A 16,977-nucleotide genomic window follows, 5' to 3' on the forward strand; every position below is an offset into this window, starting at 1 on the left:
GATCTCTCCCTTTTGGCGCTTTAGGTGGATTTGCCGAGGCGGTTGATGGCGGAGCGCAGAAGCTCCTGCCCGTCGTCCACCATCTTGGTCACCGACTGGTAGTCGCGGGTCAGGTCCATCATGCGGCTGATCTCGACGATGCCCTGCACGTTGGACCGCTCGACCTTGCCCTCGACCAGACGGGTGTCGGGCGCGGGGAGCGCCTCCATCCCGTCCGCCGGCTCGAACAGCAGGTCGCCGGTCTGCTTCAGCATCTGCGGGTTCTCGAATCGCGACACGGCGATGCGGGCGATCACGTTGTCGTCGGCCGACAGCAGCCCGTCCGACCCGATGCTGATCGTGCTGGAATCCTGCGGAATGACGATGGGCCGGCCGCCGTCGTCCAGCACCGGATGGCCGTTGGTGCCGACCAGCGTGCCGTCGGCATCGCGGCGCATCCGGCCGTCGCGGGTGTAGCGCACGCCGTCGGGCGACTGCACCGAGAGGAACCCATCGCCGTCCAGCGCCACGTCATAGGGGTTGCCGGTCTCGCTGAAGGCGCCGGCGCGCAGATCGGTGTAGGTGGAGCGGTCGATCGTGAAGGCGATGCGGTCGGTCGGCTTGCGTCCGCCGGCCTCCAGCGCCGCCTCGAACAGGGTGCGTTCGCCGCGAAAGCCGACGGTATTCATGTTGGCGACGTTGTTCGCCACGACGTCCAGCTGCCGCCGCAGCGCCACCTGGCGCGACAGTCCGATGTAAAGCTGGTTCTCCATCGCCGAACTCTCCGGTTTTGAACTCCGCCTTAATCTGGACGATGCAGTTTAAAGCCGGGTTTCAACCCGGACCGTCCCGGCCGGCTCCTTGCCGGTGTTGGCGACGGTTTGGCGATCATTTCGATAAAATACGAGACGACTGTGATGAAACGGCGCCCGGATACCGCACTGATCACTGGTTCGACGCTGGTCCTCGCTCTGCTGGCGGTGCCCGGCCCGGCTCAGGCCGCGTCCGTCCGCGCGCAGATGGGCGACCACGCCGACCATTCGCGGCTGGTGCTGTCGGTGCCGGGGGGGCCGGAGCCGGTTGCGGTCGTCGACGGCTGCGTGCTGCGAATCAGCACGCCCGAGCCGGTGCGCTGGCCGCTGGCCAGCCTGCACGCCACCTACTCCCGCCGCCTGTCGGACTTCGTGACCGCGGATGACGGGCGCAGCCTGACCGCGGCGATCCCCTGCGGCGCACGGGTCGCCAGCTTCATCGAGCGCCGGATGCTGATCGTCGATGTCGGCGGCCCGCCGGTGCCGGGCATCAAGCCGGCTGCGCCGGAAGCCGTGCCGGTGGAGGCCCCGCCGGATGCGGTCGTGGCGGCTGCGGTCACCGCGGCGGAGCCAGCCCCCGCCCCGCCGCAGCCGGGTACGTCCAGCGTGGCGACGATTGCTGAAGCTCTGAGCCCCATCGGCACGGCCCATGCCGCGCCCGCCAACCTCCCTCTCCCGCCCCGGGAGAGGGAAGGGGCCCAAGCGCAGCTTGGGAAGGGTGAGGGGGATTGCAAGGATCCGGTCGCTCCATGTTCGGATAGTCCCTCCCCCTCCCCACATCGGGGGGGCCCTCCCTCTCCCAGGGCGGGAGAGGGCATATCCCCGCCTGCCGCCCTCGTCGCCAGCCTGGAGGACGAGGTCCGCTCCAGCATCGAGGACACGCTGCGGCGGCTCGAACGCTTGCCCGACCGCAGCCCGAAGCCGGCGCCGCGAGCGGCCGAACCGCCGAAGCCCCCCGCCCCGCCGCCCATCGGCGCGATGGATTTCCCCGGCTGGGCCGGTGACGACTTCAACCGCACGCGCGAAGCCCTGCAGCAGGCGGTCGGTGCGGCGCAGGGCCGGGCGCGGGTCGATGCGCAGATCGCGCTGATCCGCTTCCTGCTCGCCCGCGCCATGGACGAGGAAGGCCGCGCGGCGCTGGAAACGGCGGCCAGCCTGTCGCCGGCGCCCGACCAGCGCTACACCCTGCGCATCCTCGGCGACGCCTTCCGCGCGCTCGACCGCGAGGACGCGCCCGACGACAACCTGTTCGTCCAGCTGCCGGCCGGCGTCATGGCCGACCACAATGTCTGGCGCAGCGTCGCACTGGCCCCGACCCGCTGGACTGCGGCGAAGGAAGGGCTGCCGATCGCCCTGCGCCGCCTTCTCGACTATCCGGCCGATCTGCGCAGCCGCCTGCTGACCACGCTGGCCGACTCGTCGGATCAGGCCGGGGACGTCGCCGCCCTGAACCTGATCGTGCTGGAGATGATCACCGTCGATTCCACGGGGATGGCCGACGGGCGGCTCGATTACTTCCGCGGCCGGCTGGCGGAACTGAAGGCGACGCCCGACGCGGCGCTCGACCGCTACGATGCCGCGGCGGCCCTGCGCCGCGGCCCCTTCGCCCGACGGGCCGAGGTGCGCGCCATCGAATTGCGCCGCAGCCTCGGCCGGCTGGACGAGGAGGGCGCCATCGCCGCACTGGAGGCCCTGCGCTTCGCCTGGCGTGGCGACGAGATCGAAACCGATGCGCTGGCCGCCCTCGGCGCCGCCTATGCCCGCAGCGGCAAGACCGATGCGGCGCTCGACATCTTCGGCCTGCTCGGCCGCCGCTTCGGCGCCACGGCGCGCGGGCGCGACGCGCTGGAGGCCGGGCGCGACCTGCTGACCGCCGTGCTCGACCGCCTCGACCGGTCGCCGCCGGGCGGGCTCTACGCATTGGCGCTTCAGGCCCGGCATGGCCGGCTGGTGACGCTGGCCGACCGGGCGGACGGCGGGCTGCGCCTGCGCCTCGCCGCCCTGCTGCTGCGCGACGGCTATGCGCTGGAGGCCACCCGCATCCTGCACGCGCTGACCGAGACCGCCAGCGGCCCGCAGCGGGCGGAGCTGGGCGCCACCCTCGCCCGCGCCTTGATCGACAACGGACGGGAGGCGGAGGCGCTGGACGTGCTGGCCGGTACCGGTGGTCCGACACTGGAGCCCGCCCTGGCCGAACGCCGCGCCCTGCTGCGCGCCGACGCGCTGCTCGGCGGCGGCGACACCGTGCGGGCGCTCGACGCGCTGCGCGGCCTGACCGGCCTGGAGGCGGCGCGGCTGCGCGCCCAGGGGCTGTTCGCCGCCGGCGAGTGGGCCGCCGCCCGCAAGGCCTTCGCCGAACTGGCAGAGGCCGGTGGCGAGCCGATGGCGGAGGACGTGGCCCTGCAGGGCCTGTCGGCCTATCTGGCCGGCGACGGCGAGGCCTTGCGCGGCCTGGGCGAGGCGCAGCGCGGCCGGCTGGACGGCACCCGTTGGGCCGGCCTGCTCGATGCGCTGGCCCCGCCGCCCGCCGACGGTCCGCTGCGCGCGGACTCGGTGGAGCGCGACCTCGCCGCCGCCGCCGCGCTCGACCGGCTGGCGCGCGGCTGGCGCGGGCAGCCCTGACTTTCGGGCCACAATCCGTAAAGCCGCTTTAAACCGCGGCCTGTAGCGTCGTCGGGGCGACAGCGGTCGCGACGGCCTGTGTACATCCGGAGAAGTAAAACATGCGCTTGATGTTCGGGTTGTTCGCGGTGTTCGCCAGCGTGCTCGGCGGATTCTATGCCATGGGCGGGCGGATGACCGTGCTGTGGCAGCCGGTCGAGATCGTCATCATCGTCGGCGCCGGGATCGGCGGTTTCGCCATCGCCAACAGCCCGGCGGTCCTGCGCGACACGCTGCGCGCCGTCGGCGCCATCGCCCGCGGGCGCAACACGCCAAAGAACGACTATCTCGACATGATCGCGCTGGTCTACAGCCTGCTGCGCATCGCCAAGTCCAAGGGCATGTCGCAGATCGAGGCCGACATCGACAAGCCCTCCGAAAGCCCGCTGTTCACCCAGTACCCCAACGTCCTGCGCTATGAGCGCTGCATGACCTTCCTCTGCGACTATCTGCGCCTGATCGCGCTGGGGCAGGACAACCCGCACGACCTCGAATCGCTGATGACGGAGGAGCTGGACACGCTGGGCCGCGAACTGAACCAGGTGCCCAAGGCGTTGCAGAATCTGGCCGACGCCCTGCCGGCGCTGGGCATCGTCGCCGCGGTGCTGGGCGTCATCAACGCCATGGGCGCCATCAGCGAGGCGCCGGAGGTGCTGGGCCGCATGATCGCCGGGGCGCTGTCCGGCACCTTCCTGGGCGTGCTGCTGTCCTACGGCATGGTCGGCCCGATCGCCAGCGCCGCCCGCCAGCGCCGCGAATCGGAACTGAACATGTATTTCTGCATCAAGGCGGCGCTCTGCGCCTACCTGCGCGGCAGCCCCCCGCAGATCTGCGCCGAGTATGCCCGCAAGGTGCTCTACACCGACATCCAGCCCAGTCTGGCGGAGGTCGAGATCGCCACCACCCTGTCGTCGCAGGCCAAGGGCCGCGACGGCCGCCAGCCGGCGTGACCGGCCATGCCCCGCAAGGCCCCCCTCCCCCCGATCATCGTCAAGCGCCATCTCGGCAGCCATGATGAAGAGGAGCACAACAGCGCCTGGAAGCTGGCCTATGCCGACTTCGTGACGGCGATGATGACCTTCTTCCTGGTGATGTGGCTGATGAACATCACCACCACCGAACAGCGCAAGGGCATCGCCGATTACTTCAATCCGGTCGCGGTGTCGCAGAACAACTCCGGCGCCGACGGCATGCTGGCCGGCCGCTCGGTCGACAGTTCCGGCTCGCTGACCACCCCCAACGCCGCCGGCGATCAGGCGAGCCCGGTGGCCTCCCCGCCGGTCGTGGCATCGGTCGGCGACAGCGACCGCCAGCCGGCCGGCCGCAAGGATCCGATGCCGCATCCCCTCGGCAGCCCGGTGCCGCCGATCGATCTGCTGCACCCCGCCGCCGAACCGGCGCAGGCCGCAGCCGCAGCCGCAGCCGCCGAACCTCCGGCAGCCGGCATCGCCGCCACCCGCGCGGAACTCGAGGCGCTGCTCGACCGCCAGTCCGCCGAGCTGACCGATCGGTTGGCGCTGGAGGCGCTGGAGCACGACCTGCGCCGGCGCATCGCCGCATCGCCGGACCTCAACGCCCTGCAGGGCAGTCTGGTGATCCAGCAGGTGCCGGAGGGGCTGCGCGTCCAGCTGACCGATCAGGCCCGCTTCTCGATGTTCAAGGTCGGCTCGGCCCAGATGAACGAGCAGGGCCGCCGCCTGATGCGGATGGTGGCCTCCGCGTTGGCGGCCATTCCCAATCCCATCGGCATCACCGGCCACACCGACGGTCTCGGCTACGCTCCCGACGCCAGATACGGCAATTGGGAACTGTCCAGCGACCGCGCCAACGCCGCCCGCCGCGAACTGCTGACCAGCGGCATTCCCGGCAGCCGCATCGTCCGCGTCGAAGGCCGCGCCGATCTCGACCATTTCGCCAGCAGCAACCCGCTCGACCCCAGCAACCGGCGGATCAGCATCACGCTGTTGCGGCGGCCGGGGTGAGGTTTCGGCTTCGATGCGCCCGCCGCCTAAAGTGGATTGCAATCCGCTTTGGACCGCGACGGCGGTCCCGGCCGCTCATGCGGCCGAAGCCCGACCGGCGAATGAGGTCATCTGAATCCAAAACGAATGCAAATTCGCTTTAAAGGAAAAGCGCCGGACATTTTAACAAAACCGTCCGGCTTTTCCTTTAAAGCGCCTTTAAAACAGCTTCGCTACCGTTAACCCGTCAGTCCTTCGTGGAGAATCCCGGGACACGCCATTCCCCTTCCGTTTGTCGTCACTGCGACGGCCCGTTCGACGGTTGACCAGAGGATCCCAAGGATGAGCCTGTACAGCGCAATGCGTTCCGGTGTCAGCGGCATGGCCGCGCAAAGCTCGCGACTCGCCGCCATTTCGGACAACATCAGCAATTCCCAGACGGTCGGCTACAAGCGGGCCACCGTGGATTTCTCCACCCTGGTCACCTCGCCCGGCGCGCGCAGCACCTACACGGCCAGCGGCGTGCAGTCCGCCACGCACTATCAGGTGCAGCAGGACGGCACCATCCTCGGCAGCACCTCGACGACCGACATGGCGATCAGCGGCGCCGGCTTCTTCGTCGTCGGCAGCAACGCATCCGGCACGCCGCAATATTCGCTGACCCGCGCCGGCAGCTTCCTGCCCGATGAAAGCGGTTTCCTGCGCAACAACGCCGGCCAGTATCTGGAAGCGTGGAAGCTGAACCCCGACGGCACGATGCCCAACGTCAGCACCGCCCGTTTCGACGACCTGCAGCCGGTCAACATCGGCAATCTCGTCTATGGCGGCAGCCGGACCACGCTGATGGACTTCTCCGGCAATTTGCCGGCCCAGGCGGCGGCCGGCGACAGCTTCACCACCAGCCCGACCTTCTACGACGGGCTCGGCAACCCGCTCGATTTGTCGGTGACCTGGACCAAGGGCGCCGCCCCCAACGAGTGGACGCTGACCGCCTCCGGCCCGGCCGGCTATACGGTCGGCGGCGCGCCGGTGACGCTCACCTTCGCCGCAACCGGCCCCTATGCCGGAAAGCCGGTGGACGGCGCCGGCATGCCGCTGGACCCGATGCCCGGCATCACCATCACCTCGCCCGCCACGCCGACCGCCGACACCTTCACCATGTCGCTCGGCAACCTCACGCAGCTGAACGGCGACTATGTCCCGACCGTCACCGGCGACGGCGCCAAGGTCGGTCAGGTCACCTCGGTCAACATCGACGACAGCGGCAAGCTGTGGGTGATGTACGACAACGGCGCCCGGCAGGCGCTGTACCAGATCCCGATCGCCACCGTCACCAACCCCGACGGTCTGGTCGCCCAGGACGGCAACACCTACACGCTGGGCGCCGAGACCGGCACGCTGACGCTGGGCGCCGGCAATAAGGGGGCCGCCGGCACCGTCATCGGCAGCGCGCTGGAGCAGTCGAACGTCGACATCGCGACGGAGCTGGTTTCGCTGATCGAGACCCAGCGCGCCTATTCCTCGAATGCCACCCTGGTGCGCACGGCGGACGAGCTGGTCGAGGAAACCACCCGCCTGAAGCGTTGAGCCCAGTCGCGACGGAGCCCCGGCCATGAGCGTCCAACTTGCCCTCACCGCCGCCCTGTCCGGCCTGCGTACGACGCAGCAGCAGGCGGCGATGACCTCCCACAACCTCGCCAACGCCACCACCGCCGGCTTTGTGCGCCGCGACCTCGCCCTGTCGTCGGCCAACACCTCCGGCCGCGGCGCCGGGGTGCAGGTCGACGCCATCGCCCGCAAGGTGGACGAACTGCTGATCCGCGACGCGCGGTTCGAGACCAGCCGCTACACCGGGCAGGAGGCGCGGGCTTCGGCGCTGGCCGACTACGCCCTGGTGCTGGGACAGCCGCAGGACGAGAGATCGGTCTCCACCCAGCTGTCGAAGCTGCAGCAGGCCTTCTCCCGCCTGCATGGCATGCCGCAGGACGATGCCGCCCAGAACGCGGTGGTGTCGCAGGCGATCACGCTCGCCGACAGCCTGAACCGTGCGGCGGAAGCGGCGCAGACGGTGCAGTCCGACGCCCGCGACCGGCTGGAGACCTCGATCGATTCGGTGAACACCGCGCTGCAGCGGATCAGCGACCTGAACGGCAGGATCGCCGGGCTGGAAGCGCGCGGCGGCGATACCGGCGACCTGCGCGACGACCGCGACCGCCTGCTCGACCAGGTTTCGCAGGAGATCGGCATCCGCACCTACAGCCGCGAGGACGGCCAGGTGGTGGTGATGACCCGCAACGGCCAGACCCTGCTCGACCGCCCGCTGGCGCCGCACGAACAGCCGCTGTCCCTGCTGGGGAACGAGGTGATGGCCAATGGCGTCGCCCTGTCCGCCAACGCGGACAGCGAGATCCAGAGCGGCCGGATCATGGGCTATGTCCAGACCATCAAGCAGGACATGCCCCGCGCGCTGGCCCAACTGGACGAGCTGGCCGCCGGTCTCGTGCAGGCCTTCCAGGGGGCAGAGGCCGATCCGGGCCAGCCGGGCCTGTTCACCGATGACGGTGCGGCCTATGGCGCCACCGCCGGGCTGGCGTCGCGCATCGCCGTCAACGACGCGGTGCGGACGGAAAGCTGGCGGGTGCGCAGCGGCGTCCAGGCGGCGGCCCCGCTCCAGCCCGGCGACCAGACGCAGATCGACCAGTTCCTGACCGTCTTCACCGACGCCCGCAGCTTCGCCGCCGCCGACATGCCGGCCTCCGCGACGCTCGGCGGCTATGCCACCGCGATGGTGTCGGCCCAGCATGGCTACCGGACCGGTGCGGAATCGGAGATGAACGCGCGCAAGATCAGCGCCGACACGCTGGAAACCGCCCGCATCAACCGCGACGGCGTCAACATCGACGACGAGATGCAGAAGCTGCTTCTGATCGAGCAGAGCTATGGCGCCAGTGCCCAGGTGGTGCAGGTCGCCAGCCGCATGATCGACATCCTGCTGCAGATCAAGGGGTAAGGCCGATGCTGTACAATGCCCTGTCCACGCTGGGAATGAGCCGGAAGCTGCAAAGCACCATGACCCGGCAGCAGATGGACCTGGTCCGCGCGAACGAGGAGGTCGCGACCGGCGTCCATGCCGACGTCGCCGCCACCATCGGCGCCAGCACCGGCCGCGACATCGCGCTGCGCAACCTGTTCGACCGCACCGACGAGTATGTGAAAACCGCCGACCTGCTCGACGGCCGGATGAAGATGATGGACAGCGCGATGACCAGCATCATCGAGTCCGGAACCGACCTCCTGGCCGCCGCCTCCACCGGCCTGGGGCAGCAGTCGCCGACCGGCACCTCGCTGCAGGTCCGGGCGCGCGGCGTGCTGGATCAGGTGGTCGGGCTGCTGAACGCCTCGGCCGGCAACGCCTATCTGTTCGCCGGCACCGCGCTCGACCAGCCGCCGATGCGCAATGTCGACGGCGACAAGTCGGGCCTGCGCTCGCCGATGCAGATCGTCCGCGACGCCATCCAGTCCGCCACCGGCGGCGCGGAGATGCCGACGACCGCGGCGGAGACCGCGGCGGTCATCGCCCGGCTGGACGATCTGTTCGCCGTGCGCGACCCGGCCACGCCGGCCCCCACCCCGCTGACCGACACCTTCGAGGGCGGGCTCTACACCGGCACCACCTCGGTCCAGCCCGGCGGCGGCGCCTCCCCGCGCGTCAGCGGCCGGCCGGCGGACTCCAGCACCATCGCCTATGGCGTCCAGGCCAATGACCCGATGATGCGGGAGCTCCTGGAAGGCATCTACATGCTGGCGGCGGTCGACACCTCGAAAATGGATGTCGACGCCTATCCCGACTACATCAGGACGGCGGTCGACAAGCTGTCCGCCGGGCTCGGCAACCTGCGGGAGGCGACCGCGCAGCTCGGCGTCCAGCGCGCCCAGATCGCCACCCTGACCGAACAGCACAAGACGCAGAAGTCTATCCTCAGCCTGCAGATCGACAATCTGGAAGGCGTCGACCTCTACGAGGCGAGCACGCGGATCAGCCAGCTGGAGGCGCAGATCGACGCCACCGCCAACGCCACCGCGCGCATCGCTAAGCTCCGCCTGACCAACTACCTCTAGGTCCTATCGCCATGAGCCCCGGCATCCAGGTTCCCGTTCCGCGCCGGCTCCGGCCCGCCTCCCTGAGCCGTGCGTCCAGCCGTGCTTTGTCGAGCCGTGCTGTGGCGCTGGCCGCCGGGTTGATGCTGGCGCTCACCGCCCTGTCGGTGCTTCCCGCCCCGGCGGCGGCGCAGACGCGGGTGAAGGATCTGGTCACCTTCGACGGAGTCCGCCGCAACCAGCTGGTCGGATACGGGCTGGTGGTCGGGCTGAACGGCACCGGCGACCGGCTGATCAACACGCCCTTCACCGAACAGAGCCTGAAGGGCATGATGGAGCGGCTCGGCATCAACACCCGCGGCGAGACCCTGCGCACCCGCAACGTCGCGGCGGTGATGGTGACGGCCAGCCTGCCGCCCTTCCCGCGCCAGGGCACCACCGTCGACGTCACGGTCTCGGCGCTCGGCGACGCCACCAGCCTGCTGGGCGGCACGCTGGTGGTGACGCCGCTGCTGGGCGCCGACGGCGAGGCCTATGCCGTGGCCCAGGGGGCGCTGTCGGTCAGCGGCTTCAGCGCCGGCGGCGCGGCGGCGACGGTGACCAAGGGCGTGCCCACCACCGCCCGCATCGCCAACGGCGCCACGGTCGAGCGCGAGCTGAAATTCGCCCTGAACGATGTCGGCATGGTGCGGATGGCCCTGCGCAATCCCGACTTCACCACGGCGATCCGCATCGCCGACGCCGTGAACGGCCGGCTCGGCGCCGGCAACGCGCGGGTGGTCGATCTGACCACCGTCGATGTCCGCATCACCGGCCCCTATGTCGGCAACGTGCCCCGTCTGATCGGCGAGATCGAACAGCTGCCGGTTCGCCCGGACGCCATCGCCCGCGTGGTGGTGGACGAGCGCAGCGGCACCATCGTGATCGGCGACGACGTGCGGGTCAGCAGGGTCGCCATCACCCAGGGCAACCTGACCGTGCGCGTGGTGGAGACGCCGCAGGTGTCGCAGCCGCAGCCCTTCAGCAACGGCGCCACCGTCGTCGTGCCGCGCACCGACGTGCAGGTTCAGGAAGGCAACGGCCGCCAGTTCGTTACCGTCGGCGGCAATGTCAGCCTGCAGCAGCTGGTCAACGGGCTGAACGCACTGGGTGTGGGGCCGCGCGACATGGTGGCCATCCTCCAGGCGATCAAGGCCGCCGGCGCGCTGCACGCCGATCTGGAAATCATCTGACCGCGAGAGACGACGATGGACATCGCCGCAACCAGCCTCCGTTCCACGCCGGTTCATACGCCGGCCGCAGCGACGCCCGCCGGTCCGAATCCGGCCATCCCGAATCCCGCCGCCGCCGAAAAGGTCGCGAAGGAGTTCGAGGCGATGCTGGTCAGCCAGCTGATGGAAAGCATGTTCGCGGGCATGCGCGAAAGCCCGCTGTTCGGCGGCGGCGGCCCGGCGGAAAAGCCTTGGCGCAGCATGATGTTGCAGGAATATGGCAAGGCCATCGCCGAGTCGGGCACGCTCGGCATCGCCAGGATGACACATGACGAGATCGCCCGCCTCTATGCCGCCCAAGGGCCCACCCAGCCGGAGCAACGGTCATGAGCGTCACCCTCAAGGATCTGATCCACGAATTCGCCCCTGAACGCAGTGCCGAACAGGCGCCCGCCGAGGGGCCGGCTGCTGCCGATGCCGGTTATGACGGCGCCACCGCGCTGCTGGTGCGCGAGTTCCTCGACGCGGTGGAGGCTCTTTCCGCCGTCCTGGAAGAGGAATCGGCCTGCATCGCCGCCGGCATGCTCGACCGGCTGGAAGCCTTCGCCCACCGCAAGGCGGCGATGGCCGAACAGTTGGAGGGCGCCGTCCTGCGGGCCCGCGACGAGGGCATCCGCCTGCCCGACGACCTGCGGGCGATGACGCTGGAGCGCATCGACCGGCTGGAACGGGCGGTGTCCACCAACGCCTCCGGCCTCGTCGCCCTTCGCAAGGCGGTGCTGACCATCAACCGCAACCTGTTGGTCGCTCTGGAAAAGGCGTCGAGCGACGGCACCTATGCCCGCGACGGGCAGGCGCGCCGGCCGGTGGAACTGTCGGCCTCCGGCTTGAACGCGACTCTGTAGAGCTTATCCGCGGTCCTTCACGCTGGCCAATTCGCCGGCCTGCTCCAGCTTGATGATGCAGGCGACCAGCGCACGCTGAAAGCCGCGGGCGTCGGCCGGCAACGACACTCCGGCGCCCGTCGGCCAGAACTCGACGAAGGCGAGACTGCCCTCCTCCCCCGCGCCCGGCCATTCGAAGGCGATGCCCAACCCGATCTCCTTGGTCGTCCGACGATGGTCGGTGACGAGGATCTGCGCTTCCCAATGCATGCCGCCTGCACCCTTGTCGGCCCGCTGCTGGCTCCAGTTCCGCAGGTAGTCGCGGAAGGTCTCCGACTGGCGGTCGAGCCGCATATAGCTGGACCGGTCGGTCACCGTCTGTGCCAGCTTCGTGGTGTAGCGTGCCTGGGCGAGCGCCCGCGTCACGTCGGCGCACAACTCCTCGATCTGGGCAAAGCTGCGCCGCACCGTATCGCTGAGCGCAGCCGCAAGCGATGGTCCGGTCGGGGCAGCCGCGGCGTGGTCCTTGCGGTAGATATCGAAAAGATCGTCCGAATCGTCCATCGCCGTCCCCATGCCGCCGCCATCCGGCGGTCCCAGCGACCAATCCACCAAAAACAAATTAATAGCCGGTGAAGCGTACGCCTCCGGTGAGCGCCGCCTTGGCAAAGCAGGGGGCGACGTCTGAGATTTGCGTGGCGCGTCATTGCGCGGACGCAAACGAGTTGCAAACGTCATGGCTTACCAGCGGGTCGAGGTTCTGACGGGAACGGAGCGGCGGCGGAATTACACGCCGGCGGAGAAGGTCCGAATGGTCGAGGAGGCGTTCCGCCCCGGCGTGGTGGTGACGGAAGCGGCCCGCCGGCTGGGCGTGCACGAAAGTCTGCTATACCGCTGGCGAGGGCTGATGCAGGCGAGCGGGAGCGCGGTGGCCGAACCGTCCAGCTTCGTCGCAGTGACCATCACGCCGGAGCCGACCGTAACAGAACCGCCGGTCTTGGAGCCCCCTGAACCATTGCCGCCTCCAGCGACGCTGGCCACGAGCCCAGCGATCCTCGAGGTCATCCTGCCCGGCGGGGCACGCCTGCGTCTGGAAGGGCCGGTCGATCCGGCTCTGGCGGCGGCCGTCATCGGTGCTCTGGCATGATCCCGGTGCCGAGTGGCGTGCGGGTGTGGCTGGCCAGCGGACACACCGACATGCGCAAGGGCTGGGCAAGCTTGGCGCTTCTGGTGCAGGAACGCTTCGCCCAAGACCCGCACAGCGGCCATCTCTTCATCTTCCGCGGGCGCCGCGGCGATCTGGTGAAGATCATCTGGTATGACGGCCAGGGCAGTTGCCTGTTCATGAAGAGGCTGGAGCGGGGCCGCTTCATCTGGCCCACGCCGGCGGACGGCGCGGTGTCGATCTCGGTTGGGCAGATGGGTTATCTGCTCGAAGGCATCGACTGGCGCAACCCGCAGAAGACCTGGCGTCCCGAGGCCGCGGGGTGACTGCGACACGGTGAATCGACGCACCGGTTCAGGGGCGATTGCGGCGGCTCGACGGCGCGTTCCCAGGTAAACTGGCGCCATGACCGCCGCCCCGCTCCCCTCCACCTCGGCCGACGACGTCGCCAACTTGCGCGCTGCCTTGGCGCAGGCCGAGGCGCGGGCGGATGCGGCGGAAGCCGAAGCGGCGCGGGCCAAGGCGATGGCGTCGAACACCGAGGCGCTGATCGCCGGCCTGAAGCTGGAAATCGAGAAACTCCGGCGCGAACTCTACGGGACGCGCTCCGAGCGCAAGGCGCGTCTGCTGGACCAGTTGGAGTTCCAGCTCGAAGAGTTGGAAGCGACGGCCAGCGAGGACGAACTGGCGGCCGAGCAGGCCGCTGCCAAAACCACCGCGGTGGCGGCCTTTACCCGCAAACGGCCATCACGCCAACCCTTCCCCGACCACCTGCCGCGCGAGCGCGTCGTTGTGCCGGCACCGGCGAGCTGCCCGTGCTGCGGCTCGGACAAGCTGTGCAAGCTGGGCGAGACGATCACCGAGACGCTGGAGGTGATCCCGCGCCAGTGGAAGGTGATCCAGACGGTGCGGGAACGGTTCTCCTGCCGGGCCTGCGAGACGATCAGCCAGCCGCCGGCGCCGTTCCACGCCACCCCACGGGGCTGGGCCGGCCCCAACCTGCTGGCCACCCTCCTGTTCGAGAAGTTCGGCCAGCATCAGCCGCTGAACCGGCAGGCCGAACGCTTTGCGCGCGAGGGCGTGCCGCTCAGCCTGTCCACCCTGGCCGACCAGGTGGGCGCCGCCGCCGCGGTGCTGAAGCCGCTGCACGACCTGATCGCCGCGCATGTACTGGCAGCCGAGCGGCTGCATGGAGACGACACGCCCGTGCCCGTGCTGGCCAAAGGCAAGACCGACACCGGGCGGCTGTGGGTGTATGTGCGTGATGACCGGCCGTTTGCCGGCCAAGCCCCACCGGCAGCGCTGTTCCACTATTCGCGAGACCGCAAGGGCGAGCATCCCGAACGGCACCTGGCCGGCTTCACGGGCTGGCTGCAGGCCGATGCGTTCGCCGGCTATAACCGGCTGTACGAACCTGAGCGCCGACCGGGGCCGATCAGCGCCGCACTGTGCTGGGCGCATGCAAGGCGCGGCTTCTTCAAGCTGGCCGACATCGCCGCGAACACCAGACGCGGCAAGGATGCCCCGCCGATCTCACCGCTGGCGCTGGAGGCCGTGACCCACATCGACGCCCTCTTCGATCTCGAGCGCGCCCTGAACGGCAAGCCCGCGGCCGAGCGGCTGGCGGCCCGCCAGGAGCACGGCGTCGCCCTGGTGGCCACGCTGGAGAACTGGATGCGGACGGAGCGCGCCCGGCTCTCCCGCCATGCCCCCGTGGCCAAGGCGATGGACTACATGCTGACGCGCTGGGACGGCTTCACGCGCTTCCTCGGCGACGGCCGGCTGTGTCTCACGAACAACGCCGCCGAACGCGGCCTGCGCGGGATCGCCCTGGGCAGAAAGGCGTGGCTGTTCTGCGGCTCCGATCGCGGCGGGCAGCGGGCGGCGATCATGTACGGCCTGATCACCACCGCCAAGCTCAACGAAGTTGACCCGCAGGCGTGGCTGGCCGACGTGCTGGCCCGCATCGCCGACCTGCCGCAGAACCGCCTGCCCGAACTGCTGCCCTGGAACTGGAAGGCAATCTGACTGCGGCACTCACCGGATGCGTACGTCGCGGTGATCCCAAGATCTCCAAAATGCAAAACGCCCCGGCTGATGAGAGCCGGGGCGTTTCGGATGCGTGTGCCGATGCCTGCGGATTTGCTTTGGTTATGGCGTCTCTTGAGCCTGAGTGACCTGGCGGCGACCTACTCTCCCACGTCTTAAGACGCAGTACCATTGGCGCGGAGGCTTTTCACGGCCGAGTTCGGGATGGGATCGGGTGTTTGACACCTCGCCATGACCACCAGGTCACCAAGGCTCAAGACCGACGCTTTTCCCAAAGCATATCGCGGGTTCAGTGCAAGTGAGGGCGAGGATGTATCGAACTGCGGTGCGTGCGTCAAGCAGGCTTGCTGCTGCGCATGGCGCGGTTTGTGTGGGGTCGAGATCAAGCCGATCGAGCGATTAGTAAGGCTTAGCTTCAGGCGTTGCCGCCCGTCCACATGCCTCCTATCGACGTGATGGTCTGTCACGGCTCTCAAGGGAGCTCTGGTTTAGAGGTGGGTTTCCCGCTTAGATGCTTTCAGCGGTTATCCCGTCCATACTTAGCTACCCGGCCATGCCACTGGCGTGACAACCGGTGCACCAGAGGTATGTCCATCCCGGTCCTCTCGTACTAGGGACAGATCCTCGCAAAACTCCGACACCCACGGCAGATAGGGACCGAACTGTCTCACGACGTTCTAAACCCAGCTCACGTACCACTTTAATCGGCGAACAGCCGAACCCTTGGGACCTGCTCCAGCCCCAGGATGTGATGAGCCGACATCGAGGTGCCAAACGACTCCGTCGATATGGACTCTTGGGAGTCATCAGCCTGTTATCCCCGGCGTACCTTTTATCCGTTGAGCGATGGCCCGTCCACGTGGAGCCACCGGATCACTATGGCCGACTTTCGTCTCTGCTCGACTTGTCAGTCTTGCAGTCAGGCGGGCTTATGCCATTGCACTCGACGAGCGATTTCCGACCGCTCTGAGCCCACCATCGCGCGCCTCCGTTACACTTTGGGAGGCGACCGCCCCAGTCAAACTACCCGCCATGCAGGGTCCCGGACCCGGATCACGGGCCACGGTTAGATGCCAGAGACTTCAAGGGTGGTATTTCAAGGTTGGCTCCACCCGGGCTGGCGCCCGGGCTTCCAAGCCTCCCACCTATCCTACACATGAAGTCCCTAGCACCACTGCAAAGCTGTAGTAAAGGTGCACGGGGTCTTTCCGTCTGACCGCGGGAACTCCGCATCTTCACGGAGAGTTCAATTTCGCTGAGTTGGTGTTGGAGACAGCGGGGAAGTCGTTACGCCATTCGTGCAGGTCGGAACTTACCCGACAAGGAATTTCGCTACCTTAGGACCGTTATAGTTACGGCCGCCGTTTACCGGGGCTTCAATTCAAGGCTTGCACCTCTCCTCTTAACCTTCCGGCACCGGGCAGGCGTCAGACCCTATACGTCGCCTTGTGTGGCTTCGCAGAGCCCTGTGTTTTTAGTAAACAGTCGCTACCCCCTGGTCTGTGCCCCCCGCCATGGCTTGCGCCACAACGGGGCCCTCTTCTTCCGAAGTTACGAGGGCAATTTGCCGAGTTCCTTCAACACCATTCTCTCAAGCGCCTGGGTATACTCTACCAGTCCACCTGTGTCGGTTTGGGGTACGGTCTATACGGCGGGGCTGTTTCCTGGAACGGGTCCACAGCATGTCCAATCCGATAAGGACATACACGCTTTCCCATCCGTCACCTCCGCCAGGCCCAGGACTATTAACCTGGTTCCCATCGACTACGCCTTTCGGCCTCGCCTTAGGGGCCGGCTCACCCTGCGTGGATTAACCTTGCGCAGGAACCCTTGGACTTTCGGCGAGAGTGTTTCTCACACTCTTTGTCGCTACTCATGTCAGCATTCTCACTTCCGATACCTCCAGGCGGCCTCACGGACACCCTTCGCAGGCTTACGGAACGCTCCGCTACCACGCGATCTAAAAGATCGCATCCGCAGCTTCGGTACACGGCTTGAGCCCCGATACATTTTCGGCGCAGGCCGGCTTAACTAGACCAGTGAGCTATTACGCTTTCTTTAAAGGATGGCTGCTTCTAAGCCAACCTCCTGGTTGTCATGGCCTTCCCACATCCTTTCCCACTTAGCCGTGATTTGGGGACCTTAGCTGGCGGTCTG

Annotated in this window: 14 protein-coding genes and 2 rRNA genes (1 of these 16 running past the window's edge); 12 read left to right on the forward strand and 4 right to left on the reverse strand. The window is 68.2% G+C overall.

All coding sequences use genetic code 11. The annotated features are described in order from the left end of the window. Positions 1-20 precede the first annotated feature (20 nt). Positions 21-752 (reverse strand): flagellar basal-body rod protein FlgF, encoded by a 732-nt coding sequence (gene flgF / locus DM194_RS26130; RefSeq protein ID WP_111070560.1) that lies wholly within the window; start codon positions 750-752, stop codon positions 21-23. A 144-nt stretch (positions 753-896) separates the two neighbouring features. Between flgF and DM194_RS26135 the strand changes: the two genes are divergently transcribed. From DM194_RS26135 to DM194_RS26175, 9 genes are all read left to right on the forward strand, one after another. Then, on the forward strand, positions 897-3,413 hold the full coding sequence (locus DM194_RS26135) for a hypothetical protein (protein ID WP_111070561.1): 2,517 nt from the start codon (positions 897-899) through the stop codon (positions 3,411-3,413). Between the two features lie 101 nt (positions 3,414-3,514). Continuing rightward, positions 3,515-4,402, forward strand: coding sequence for a flagellar motor stator protein MotA (gene motA, locus DM194_RS26140; protein ID WP_111070562.1), 888 nt, complete (start codon positions 3,515-3,517; stop codon positions 4,400-4,402). A gap of 6 nt (positions 4,403-4,408) precedes the next feature. Then, entirely contained in the window at positions 4,409-5,434 is a 1,026-nt protein-coding gene (locus DM194_RS26145) for a flagellar motor protein MotB (protein WP_111070563.1), read from the forward strand. A gap of 321 nt (positions 5,435-5,755) precedes the next feature. After that, the gene (locus DM194_RS26150; protein WP_111070564.1) at positions 5,756-7,000 is read left to right on the forward strand and encodes a flagellar hook protein FlgE; all 1,245 of its coding nucleotides are present in this window, start codon (positions 5,756-5,758) and stop codon (positions 6,998-7,000) included. Positions 7,001-7,025: 25 nt separating this feature from the next. Beyond that, positions 7,026-8,423: a flagellar hook-associated protein FlgK gene (gene flgK / locus DM194_RS26155; RefSeq protein ID WP_111070565.1), complete on the forward strand. Its 1,398-nt coding sequence runs from the start codon at positions 7,026-7,028 to the stop codon at positions 8,421-8,423. A 5-nt stretch (positions 8,424-8,428) separates the two neighbouring features. Continuing rightward, a complete protein-coding gene (locus DM194_RS26160) occupies positions 8,429-9,532 on the forward strand; it encodes a flagellin N-terminal helical domain-containing protein (protein WP_111070566.1) in 1,104 nt (367 codons plus the stop codon). 11 nt (positions 9,533-9,543) lie between these two features. After that, the gene (locus DM194_RS26165) at positions 9,544-10,743 is read left to right on the forward strand and encodes a flagellar basal body P-ring protein FlgI (protein WP_111070567.1); all 1,200 of its coding nucleotides are present in this window, start codon (positions 9,544-9,546) and stop codon (positions 10,741-10,743) included. Between the two features lie 15 nt (positions 10,744-10,758). Continuing rightward, positions 10,759-11,112 carry a rod-binding protein gene (locus tag DM194_RS26170; RefSeq protein ID WP_111070568.1) on the forward strand — a complete coding sequence of 118 codons (354 nt, stop codon included), beginning with the start codon at positions 10,759-10,761 and terminating at the stop codon, positions 11,110-11,112. After that, the gene (locus DM194_RS26175; RefSeq protein ID WP_111070569.1) at positions 11,109-11,627 is read left to right on the forward strand and encodes a flagellar protein FlgN; all 519 of its coding nucleotides are present in this window, start codon (positions 11,109-11,111) and stop codon (positions 11,625-11,627) included. Before DM194_RS26170 ends, DM194_RS26175 begins: the two co-directional genes overlap by 4 nt. A gap of 3 nt (positions 11,628-11,630) precedes the next feature. Here DM194_RS26175 and DM194_RS26180 read toward each other — a convergent pair whose 3' ends face one another. Further along, positions 11,631-12,182 (reverse strand): hypothetical protein, encoded by a 552-nt coding sequence (locus DM194_RS26180; protein ID WP_246024639.1) that lies wholly within the window; start codon positions 12,180-12,182, stop codon positions 11,631-11,633. Between the two features lie 160 nt (positions 12,183-12,342). Here DM194_RS26180 and tnpA point away from each other — a divergent pair, with 160 nt between their 5' ends. The 3 genes from tnpA to tnpC all read left to right on the forward strand — a co-directional run bounded on the left by tnpA (position 12,343) and on the right by tnpC (position 14,799). Then, on the forward strand, positions 12,343-12,753 hold the full coding sequence (tnpA, locus tag DM194_RS26185; protein ID WP_111067545.1) for an IS66-like element accessory protein TnpA: 411 nt from the start codon (positions 12,343-12,345) through the stop codon (positions 12,751-12,753). Next, positions 12,750-13,097 carry an IS66 family insertion sequence element accessory protein TnpB gene (tnpB, locus tag DM194_RS26190; RefSeq protein ID WP_111065522.1) on the forward strand — a complete coding sequence of 116 codons (348 nt, stop codon included), beginning with the start codon at positions 12,750-12,752 and terminating at the stop codon, positions 13,095-13,097. The genes tnpA and tnpB overlap by 4 nt, the downstream gene beginning before the upstream one ends. A gap of 79 nt (positions 13,098-13,176) precedes the next feature. After that, positions 13,177-14,799, forward strand: a complete 1,623-nt coding sequence (tnpC, locus tag DM194_RS26195) for an IS66 family transposase (RefSeq protein WP_111067546.1) — start codon at positions 13,177-13,179, stop codon at positions 14,797-14,799. Between the two features lie 148 nt (positions 14,800-14,947). Here tnpC and rrf read toward each other — a convergent pair. Together rrf and DM194_RS26205 are read right to left on the reverse strand one after the other, a co-directional pair. Next, positions 14,948-15,063 (reverse strand): 5S ribosomal RNA (rrf, locus tag DM194_RS26200). Positions 15,064-15,198: 135 nt separating this feature from the next. After that, positions 15,199-16,977: ribosomal RNA gene (locus DM194_RS26205) — 23S ribosomal RNA — on the reverse strand (it continues 968 nt past the right edge of the window).

It is taken from the genome of Azospirillum ramasamyi, assembly GCF_003233655.1.
Classification (GTDB): Bacteria; Pseudomonadota; Alphaproteobacteria; order Azospirillales; family Azospirillaceae; genus Azospirillum; species Azospirillum ramasamyi.

Bases quoted from the DNA above. Each gene is read 5' to 3' on its own strand.
- flgF (WP_111070560.1), bottom strand. From the start codon at position 752: ATGGAGAACCAGCTTTACATCGGACTGTCGCGCCAGGTGGCGCTGCGG.
- DM194_RS26135 (WP_111070561.1), top strand. From the start codon at position 897: ATGAAACGGCGCCCGGATACCGCACTGATCACTGGTTCGACGCTGGTC.
- motA (WP_111070562.1), top strand. From the start codon at position 3,515: ATGCGCTTGATGTTCGGGTTGTTCGCGGTGTTCGCCAGCGTGCTCGGC.
- DM194_RS26145 (WP_111070563.1), top strand. From the start codon at position 4,409: ATGCCCCGCAAGGCCCCCCTCCCCCCGATCATCGTCAAGCGCCATCTC.
- DM194_RS26150 (WP_111070564.1), top strand. From the start codon at position 5,756: ATGAGCCTGTACAGCGCAATGCGTTCCGGTGTCAGCGGCATGGCCGCG.
- flgK (WP_111070565.1), top strand. From the start codon at position 7,026: ATGAGCGTCCAACTTGCCCTCACCGCCGCCCTGTCCGGCCTGCGTACG.
- DM194_RS26160 (WP_111070566.1), top strand. From the start codon at position 8,429: ATGCTGTACAATGCCCTGTCCACGCTGGGAATGAGCCGGAAGCTGCAA.
- DM194_RS26165 (WP_111070567.1), top strand. From the start codon at position 9,544: ATGAGCCCCGGCATCCAGGTTCCCGTTCCGCGCCGGCTCCGGCCCGCC.
- DM194_RS26170 (WP_111070568.1), top strand. From the start codon at position 10,759: ATGGACATCGCCGCAACCAGCCTCCGTTCCACGCCGGTTCATACGCCG.
- DM194_RS26175 (WP_111070569.1), top strand. From the start codon at position 11,109: ATGAGCGTCACCCTCAAGGATCTGATCCACGAATTCGCCCCTGAACGC.
- DM194_RS26180 (WP_246024639.1), bottom strand. From the start codon at position 12,182: ATGGGGACGGCGATGGACGATTCGGACGATCTTTTCGATATCTACCGC.
- tnpA (WP_111067545.1), top strand. From the start codon at position 12,343: ATGGCTTACCAGCGGGTCGAGGTTCTGACGGGAACGGAGCGGCGGCGG.
- tnpB (WP_111065522.1), top strand. From the start codon at position 12,750: ATGATCCCGGTGCCGAGTGGCGTGCGGGTGTGGCTGGCCAGCGGACAC.
- tnpC (WP_111067546.1), top strand. From the start codon at position 13,177: ATGACCGCCGCCCCGCTCCCCTCCACCTCGGCCGACGACGTCGCCAAC.